This is a genomic window from Allokutzneria sp. NRRL B-24872 (genome assembly GCF_002155965.1).
GTDB lineage: Bacteria > Actinomycetota > Actinomycetes > Mycobacteriales > Pseudonocardiaceae > Allokutzneria.
Genome location: NZ_MUMH01000115.1, coordinates 19,463 through 28,211, shown reverse-complemented (window position 1 = coordinate 28,211; position 8,749 = coordinate 19,463). Strand labels below are relative to the sequence as shown.

The window sequence follows — 8,749 nt, the reverse complement described above, 5'->3', positions numbered from 1 at the left end:
GGCGACGGCCGTCGCCACCGCGTCCGTGGTCACACCCGCCAGCGCGTACTCGTCGCTCAGTCTCCAATGCGGGTACAACGAGACCCAGTACGACGCGATTTACCTCCATTGCGGCAACCCCAACGTGAGCGTTGAGATCGAGGTCTCCTACCCCTCGCGCCCCAACTACAAATTCTGTACCTCCTACATCACGCCCTACCGCTACTACCTCGGTAGCGCGAGCGCAGTCAACCACGCCTGGTTCAACGGCGTCATCTGCGGAGTCAAGTGATCGGAGGAAGCTTCGGTGACCTGGTTCAACCAGGAAATGGCCGTGTACCGGGGCGAAACGTTTCGCACGAGCCGGTCGGAAGCGGTGGCCGGTCACGTCTGGGTCATCCAGCTCCGTGATCGGGCCTACGCGCAGGACGGCTTCGAACAGCTCGGCGACGTCCGCCTCAAGCAGGTGCCCGTCGCCGAGCTGGACGCCTGGTACCGCGACCGCATGACGGCGACCTGGCGAGGGCAGCCCTTCGCGGTGTCCGGTGTGCACGCCGACCGGGCGAGCGTGGAGTACCTCGGCAGGTCGCCGTCGTGGGCGAGGAGCAACGGGCTGGAGGGCAACCAGCGCGACGGCTTCTGTGGCAAGGTCAACTCCGACGAGCTGACGGACGTCCAGGTCGAGCGCATCGACCACCTGGCTCGGTGGCGGGAGAAGCACGCGGGATGAGCACCCCACGGGCGGCGGGCATCGAGCCGGAGACGATCCTGTGGAAGGCGGTGCACCCCGCGCTCGCGCAGCTCTACCTGGGCAACGTCGCCGTGCCCGGCAAGTTCGAGCCGCACCGCGCGGCCGGAGCCGTCGTGCTGGACGAGGACTTCCCGCAGACGCTCGGCGTCGCTGAGATCGAGGGCTGGCCGACGGGCACGCAGTACGCGCTGCGCTTCCTGGCCCACAGCACGGTGATCTTCGACGGTCACGTCATGGAACTCACCGAACTCGCGGCTGGCACGGAGTTGTGGCGGATCGAGCCCGACGGTGGCCAAGAGCGCGTCGGCGGTTACGTCAACCGCCAGGTCGGCTGGATTCCCACGGGCGACGTCGGTTTCGGGCCCGGACGGTTCTGGAGCGCGCCGGTCGCGCTGCGCACGACCGTTCGCCGCGGACTGCTCGGCCGCTACCGCGACCAGGACTTCGACGTTGACTTCGCCAGCACGCCCGGCTCGGTCCTGCTGCACCCACTGACCGGCGAGGCCGTGCCGTCCGACTTCACCGAGCGGACCCTGGAGGTGCCCGCCGCGGCCGTCTCGGACCTCGGTTTCGCGCGCAAGCTCTGCACCTACCGCGACGCGGAGTTCGAGATCGTCGGAGTCATCGGCGACCACGCCGTGCTGCACTTCGTCGGCGAGGACCACGACGCCGCCCGCCAGCTCGGTCTGTCCGAAGTGGACTTCCGGCAGTGGCGCGCCTTCGTGCACCGCAACGAACTCCACGACATCCGCGACGAGTTCCGGCCACTGAGCTGACATCAGGAATCGCTTGACACGGGCGGGGCGGGACGCCGTTTCGGGCTTTCTTGAAACGGCTCGACGGTAAATCGCAACCCATGTGAACTTCCTGTCGTGAAAACTGGAAACAAGAAAAGGGCGGCCGTCCTCGCCGGACTGGTCGGCATCGCCGGCCTGATCGGCTCGGGCATCGCCTCAGCCGTGCCGCAGCCCGATGCCGCGACCGGCAAGTACTGCGTGATCACGCTGAAGAAGCTCCAGCCGGGCGAGGCCACCTCCAAGGTCACCTCCCGGCGGTGCGGTGACGATCCGGCCGCTTTCGCGAGGGCCAGGAGCGCCGAGACCGCACTTGCCTTCCTGCACGAACACGACAACATGGGCGGCCGCTGGCAGATGTACGCGGGCGACGACGGTCCTTGTGACGCCTCCGGCTACGGCATCGACTGGGTCGGCGCCATCATGCACCACAAGACGTCCTCCATCCTGACCAACAACTGGTGCAACAGCCTCACCCTGTTCCAGAATTCCTACCGGGACCCTTCGGCGGGCTGGGCTTCCATTTCCAAGCCCGGAGAGCTGGCGCCCGGCTGGAATTCGCTGCCGCAGTTCAACGATCGAACGGCCTCCTTCAACATCTACCGTCGCTGACGCGGCAATCTGACCCCTGGGCGCGCGTGACAGTCCGCGTGCCTGGCGTTTGCATGGGTTGGCGGGGGCAGGGATTGACCAGCTGTGCCTCACGGGTCGATAACCGAGGTTGGTGATCGGCACGACGGGGGAGTGATCAGGTGGAGCCCAGCCCCTACTTGGGATTGCTGCCGTTCGCGGAGCAGGACGCGGAGCGGTTTCACGGGCGCGAACGGCTGATCGACTCGCTGGCCGCCGCAGTGGGGCGAGCGGAGCCGGTGGTCGTGGTGGGGCCGCCGGGCTCGGGCAAGACGTCGTTGCTGCGCGCCGGACTGCTCGCGCGGCTGGGCGGCGAGTTCTGCCGGGTGATCACGCCGGGAGCTGAGCCGCTGCGCGAGCTCGACGCGGCGGCGTCGGTGTTGGTGGTGGACCAAGCGGAGGAGCTGTTCACGCAGTGCGCTTCGGCGACGGAGCGCACTGCGTTCCTGCGTGCGCTCGCCGAGCTGGGTAAGCCGGTGATCTTGGCGTTGCGGGCGGACTTCTACGGGTCCGCCGTGGCGCTGCCGGAGTTCGCGGTGTTGTTGCGCCGCAACCAGATTCTGGCCGAGCCGATGACGCGCGACGAGCTGCGCGCCGTGGTTGAAGGGCCGGCGGCCGGACTGGTGCTGGAGGAGGGGCTCGCGGACAGGATCGTCGCCGACTTCGAACACGGGACCTCGCTCGCTCCGCTGTCACACGCGTTGTGGGCGACGTGGTCGCGCCGCACCGAGAATCGGCTGACCGTTGCGGGATATGCGGAAAGCGCCGGAATCGCGGAGTGGGCGGAGCAGGTGCACGCCGACTTGGCGCCAGTCGAACAGGAGGCGGCGCGCCGCGTGCTGGTGCGGCTGGTCAACCTCGGCGAAAGCACCGGGATCACTGTGGAGTTGGCGGTTCTGACTCAGGGACTGCCAGACGTTGAGGTCGCGGAGCGGACCATCGCGCGGTTGGCGGAGGCGCGCCTGCTCGTCGTGCGCGACGGCGCAGCGCGGATCAGCACCGGGCTCTTGGAGGGCGCTTGGCCCAGGCTCGCGGAGTGGCTCGAAGCTGAACGGGACTGGCGGCGCGGGAGCGCGCGGATCGCGGCGGACGCCGAGGACTGGGACCGCGCGGGGCGCACGAAAGCGTTGCTGTACAAGAAAGAACAGCTCAGCGAGGCAAGTAGGCTGGCCGTGTCGGCGCCGAGCCGCGCCACCGATCTGAACGCCGGGACGACCGAGTTCCTGGACCGCTCCTGGCGCCACCACCAGCGAACGCGAAAGGGACGGCGGGCGCTGCTGGCGGTCCTGGTGGTGCTCGCGATCCTCGTGCCGGCCGTCGTGTTCGGCGGGCAGGCCAGTCGCGCCGAAGACCTCGCGTTGGCCAGGTCGCTCGCCTACGAGGCGCACCTGCTCCGCGAACGGGAACCGGGACTGGCCAAGCAGCTCAGCCTGCTCTCCTACGGGATCGACCGCGAGGCAGGTCGGCGCGCGGTGCTCGACAGCCAGGGCACGCCGGGGTTCCTCGGCGACGACAAGGCCGCCACCGCGCTCGCGCAGGACGCCGGGGGCGCGGTACTGGCGATCGCGACGGCTGATGGTGTGACCTTGCGCGGTCGCAACGGTTCTGGGCGCATCGACCGGCTGTCGACGGGGGCCATCGAGGTGGGCCAGGACGGCTCGCTGTTGGTCGCGGTGGACTTCGGCGACGCTCAGCACGGGCACCTGCGGTTCTGGGACATCACCGATCCGGCGCACCCGAGGAAGCGGGCGGACGTGCGGCTGCCCGCCGTGGTCAGCTCCCTCGCGACGCATGGCGACGTCCTCTACGCGGGCACGACGACGGGCACGGTGCTGGTCTGGGACATCGCCGGTCGCGGTGAGCCCAAGCCGCTGCCCTCGTTCGTCGCCGGTACCAAGCTGATCGACTCGCTCGCGGCGGCTCCGCGTGGCGGCCTGCTGGCGGTGTCGGCCACGGATGGCAAGGTCCAGCTCCTGGACGCGGCCGACCCGGGGCGCCTCGCGCAGGTCGCGGCCTTTGACGGCGCCCCGGGCGAGCAGTACGGCTACTCGGTCCGCAAACCCGTGCAGCGCTTGGCTTTCGACCGGACCGGTCGGCTGCTGGCGACGACCTCCGCGCAGCGGACGGGCGGCAATCCGAAGGTGTGGCGGCTGGAGGACCCCCGCGCGCCGAAGCGGATGCCCTACGCCGACGAGTCCTGGGGCTCGTCCGTGCCCTCGCCGTGCTACGACACGATCACCTCGCTGGCGTTCAGCTCGCGCGGTGATCACCTCGTCGTCGGGTGCGGCAAGCAGTGGCAGGTGCTGACGCTGCGGGACGGCTCCGGTGCGACGGTGCTGGCTGCGGGCGCGTCCTCGCCGCGCTCGACGAACGACACCGGGCGGGTCGTCTTCGACCACACCGGCCTGAAGTTGTTGCAGGCCAACGCGACCGGTGTGCACGTGTGGGACGTGGGCAACCCGGGCCAGCCCGGAGCCAAGGGCATTGTGCCGAGGCCGCCCGGGACGGCGGGCGAAATCGCCTACCGGGCTGCGGGCGAGCGGCACCTGATCGCCATGCGCAACGTCGGGACCAGCTCGCTGTGGGAGGTGGGGAACGCGAAGGAGCCGAGGCTGCTGGGCGCGGTCCCCTCGCCGAACATGTTCAACAGCAGCACCATCGCGCTGAGCCGGGACGGTGACCTCCTCGCCGTGCCCGAACTCCACGGCGACGGCAAGTTCGTCGGTGTCGCCCTGCGCTCGACCGGAAGCCTCAACCGCCCACCGCTGGCCATGATCGACGACCTGACCAACGGCATGGCCGAACTCGCCTTCAGCCCGACCGCGCCGCTGTTGGCGGTCTCCGACGTCAGCGGTCTCGCGTCGAGCAACCGCGCTCCGGCGAGCTTGCGGATCTTCGACATCTCCGACCCCGTGCACCCCCGGCAGGTGTCGGCGTTGCCGGTGGAGGCGTGGAATCTGGCGTTCTCGCCGGACGGGCGGTCGCTGACAGCCGTGCTGCACGGGGAGACGGCGGGTTTCCCGTACGACAGGAACGTGGCCAAGCAGCTGCGCGCGTTCGACGTGACCGACCCCGCGCGCCCGACCGAGCTGTGGCGCAGGATGCTGCCGCAAGGGGTCAACACGGAGTTCGCGTACAGCCCGGACGGCGCGCTGTTCGTCGCCCTGGACAATTCCCAGACACTGCGGGTGTGGCGGCTCGTCGACCGGCGCCCAGAGGACACGCCAGTGCTGGCGAAGGTCGGCAACAGCACGAGCGCGGGCAGGCTGGCCTTCAGCCCCGACGGCAAGCGGCTCGCTCTGATCGGCCAGTACACCGAGAGTTCCGACTCCTTCTCGCGCGCGGAGATCTGGGACGTCACCAACCCGAAAACCCCTGTGCGGCAGCTGTATCTGCCGCGGACCACGTCGGGCTTCGGCGACCTGGAGTTCGGTCCGGACGGCACGACGTTGGCCGTCACGCACTCCGGAGTGGGCGTCGTTCTGTGGGACACCGACCTGGAACGCCTGGTCGCGGGCCTGTGCGCGGCGGTGGGCGATCCGATCAGCAGGGAGCAGTGGGAACGCTACCTGCCCGGCCGGGACTACCGGCCACCCTGCTCGTGACGGGCGTCGACCACCGCCGACATCACTTTGGCCGCTTCGACGGCTTGGGCGACGGCGCCGAGGAGTTGGGGCAGCAGGCGCTCTGACTTCGCGGAGCAGACGCCGCCGTCCCGGAGCGCGAGGTCGATGAAGGCCGCCCAGTGCTGTTGTGCGCGTGCCTCGGGTATCCGGAAGTGGCGCTGGGCGCTCCGGGCGATCTGCTCGAGATCCATGCAGATCGGTTGCAGCGCAAGGACGTTCTCCGTTCCCGCCTCGATCCCGCGCAGTGCGGCGGTGAGCTGGGAGGTGGTGCCGAGGACGCGTCGGTTGAGGTCCTCACCGCCGCTGCGCAGCCAGGAGAACACCTGGATCGCGCGGGTTCGGGGCGTGATCGGCCGATCGGCGGCGCGCGCGAACACGTTTGCCACGCCCGAGTTTCCGCTGTCGCGGCTCGCCTGCACGACGCCAGTGCCCGCGACCACGACGGCCGCCACGCACAGCACTGCGACTGCTCGACGACGGGTGGGCAGCTCGCGCGGGTTCAGCGGCAGCGGGAGAGCTGGGGCGCGCTTGCTCAGTCCTGCGAGTGCGGCGACGGCGATCGCGATGAGCGCCGCGCTGACGACGAGCGGGGTGAGGACGAGGGTGAACGCGAGCTCGGTCACCGTGGAGTGCACGCCGCAGGTCGGCTCGACCGTGCGCAGCGGCGGCACGCACCCGTCGACCGAGGTCAGCACCAGCGCTCCGGCGAAGCCGACCACCGCCGCCGTCTCGGCCGCGATCAACGCCACCACGAGCCGGAACGCGCGAACCCGAGTGGAGGCGACGGCGGCCACGGCTGTCCCGGCGACCAGCGCCAAGAAGATCCCTGCCAGGTAGGTCAGCACGAACAGGGCCCCTGTGCCAGACGGCACGGGAAGCCACGTGTGCAGGTAAGCCTGCCAGCCGACGATCATCACACAGGCCAACGCGCCGCCGAGGAGCCCAGGCAGCAGCACCTGCCGTAGCGGCGGCACGCCCGTGCTTCCGACCAGAACAGCTCCGGTGCCGTCGAGCGAGGACTGAAGCCATCGCGGCGTCCCGTCCGGCTGGCGCGAAGCCCACGCCGCCAACGGCACGAGCCACAGCGCCCCCACCGCGGTCAGCAGCAGCACCGGCTCGGAGATCCCCGCCAGCACGGGGAACACCGTCGAGAACGCCCACAGCAGCGGGCCGTACCCGGAGGCTCCCTGACCGAGCCCTGCGGTGAACGCGGACTGGATTTCCGTTGTCCCGTAAGGCCATCCCGACGCGAGCAGGACACCGTCACCGCGCCACCAGACCAGCCACGAGGCCATCGCCAGCCAGGCGGCCCCCAAGGCGGCGACCATGACCAGGCGGCTCGCCGGTCCGCGTCGGCTTGCCGTCCACAACCGGGCGCACTGCTCGATCCACCAGGCCACGACCACGCCCGCCGCGACGACGAGCAGCAACGCCTCGGGATGGGCGGGCATCCACTCGGTGACCGCCGTGCGGTGCAGGAACAGCTCGCCGAAGGCCAACCCGAAGCCGAGCCACAGCCCGGTGAGCGCGCCGGAGGGCGCGGGCCGCGAGGTCCGCGCCGCGTGTTCCACCGCCCGCCACAACGCGAATCCGACCGCTCCGACCGCGAGACCGGCCGGGATCAGCGGCAGCAGTTGCTTCAGCCAGCCGAGAACGGCGCTGTCGCGGGGGAGGAACGGCACGACGTAGGACTCGAGCTGCGCGTTGACCAGGATCGCGGCGACGCCGGTGAGGAACACCGGCAGGGCCCGCACCCCGAACAGCGCTCCGGAATCGGCCAGCGCGGCTCGGCGCAGGTCCACCCGGGGGTGCGTGCGCCACAGCTCCGGGAAGGCCGCCACCAGCCGGCGAGGTCGCCCAGCGGGTTCCTCTGCCCAGGCGCTGCGCTCGGCGCCCCACCGCGTCGCCGCGACATCGGCGTGCACCTCCCGGCTGCGCAGCACGTCCAGCTTCGCCAGGTGGACCAGCGGCACGAGCAGCGCGGCGAGCAGGACGCCGCGCACCATGAACGCGGTGTCGCTGGACCACACCGTGCCGTCGAACAGCGAGACCGCCATCCACACGGTGTAGGGCAACAGCACCAGGCCGACGAAGACCCGCCAGAGCGCGACCGTGGCGTAGGTGAGCGTGATGTCGCCGTGGCGGATGTGTGCCAGTTCGTGCAGCAGCACCGCGCGGAAGTACTCCGGACGCGTCGTCGCGCACACCACCAGGCCACCGGAAAGGCAGACCACCGGGCGACGGTTGCTGCCGAACGCCACCGCAGCGGCTGACCGCGCGAGCGGCTCCACCACGACCTTCGGCGCCCGGCGCAGACCAGCCGTCGCGCTGGCCGCCTCGACCACCCGCAGGATCGCCCCGGAACGGTCGGCCACGTCGAGGGGCACGACGCGGCGGGAGCGCAGCCGCCACGCCGGGAGCGCCAGGAAGACCACCACGGCGCCGACGAGCACCGCGACCGGCCAGGCCGCGGCCGACCACCACGGCAGGCCCGGGGAGAAACGCCGTCCGCACTCCTCGACCTGGGCGAACTGGTCCATGAGCGCGAGTTTGATCTGAAGGATGCCCGCGTCCGGATCGGCGCCGCCCGCCAGCTCGCACACCCGGCTCCCCGCGCCGGAGAGACCTTCGAGGACCACCGACATCAGCGCCCCGCTCGCGGCGATGACCAGCACCATCAGCAGCGCGAAGCGCACCGTGGTGCCCACGCCCATCACCCGCTCCTCGACGGGCACGGGCTCAGCTGCGGTGATCACCACACTCAGTGTCCGGATGCGCATCGCCGGATCAAGAGCGGCGCCCGGATGTGGTGCACACGCCAGGACGATGGGCGAGCTGAAAACGCGGATGAGCCGAATGGCCGACGTTTCTGCCCTGTGTGAAGTCGCTATCTCTCAGCAAGGGATTTCTCTAGTTTCCGAGCGGATTCGCTCACCCCGCGATGTTGCGATCGCTCAACACCTAGGCGG

At 70.3% G+C, this 8,749-nt stretch carries 6 protein-coding genes; 5 read left to right on the top strand and 1 reads right to left on the bottom strand.

Going from position 1 to position 8,749, the window contains the following annotated elements:
- The 5 genes from CCN37_RS41100 to CCN37_RS40165 form a co-directional block, all read left to right on the top strand.
- The coding region (locus CCN37_RS41100; protein WP_086826153.1) for a DUF6355 family natural product biosynthesis protein at positions 1-271 on the top strand (271 nt) is incomplete at its 5' end.
- Between the two features lie 15 nt (positions 272-286).
- Positions 287-709 (top strand): hypothetical protein, encoded by a 423-nt coding sequence (locus CCN37_RS27185; RefSeq protein ID WP_086826151.1) that lies wholly within the window; start codon positions 287-289, stop codon positions 707-709.
- Positions 706-1,506, top strand: a complete 801-nt coding sequence (locus tag CCN37_RS27180; protein ID WP_086826149.1) for a hypothetical protein — start codon at positions 706-708, stop codon at positions 1,504-1,506. Before CCN37_RS27185 ends, CCN37_RS27180 begins: the two co-directional genes overlap by 4 nt.
- A 96-nt stretch (positions 1,507-1,602) precedes the next feature.
- Positions 1,603-2,136 (top strand): hypothetical protein, encoded by a 534-nt coding sequence (locus tag CCN37_RS27175; protein WP_086826147.1) that lies wholly within the window; start codon positions 1,603-1,605, stop codon positions 2,134-2,136.
- A gap of 140 nt (positions 2,137-2,276) precedes the next feature.
- A complete protein-coding gene (locus CCN37_RS40165) occupies positions 2,277-5,759 on the top strand; it encodes a WD40 repeat domain-containing protein (RefSeq protein WP_086826145.1) in 3,483 nt (1,160 codons plus the stop codon).
- On the opposite strand, the gene CCN37_RS27165 is transcribed toward CCN37_RS40165, so the two are convergent.
- Complete coding sequence (locus CCN37_RS27165) at positions 5,738-8,536, bottom strand: M48 family metalloprotease (RefSeq protein WP_168200885.1); 2,799 nt, start codon at positions 8,534-8,536, stop codon at positions 5,738-5,740. The genes CCN37_RS40165 and CCN37_RS27165 overlap by 22 nt on opposite strands.
- Positions 8,537-8,749 lie beyond the last annotated feature (213 nt).

Coding starts and splice junctions, on each gene's coding strand:
- CCN37_RS27180 (WP_086826149.1), top strand. CDS start 706: ATGAGCACCCCACGGGCGGCGGGCATCGAGCCGGAGACGATCCTGTGG.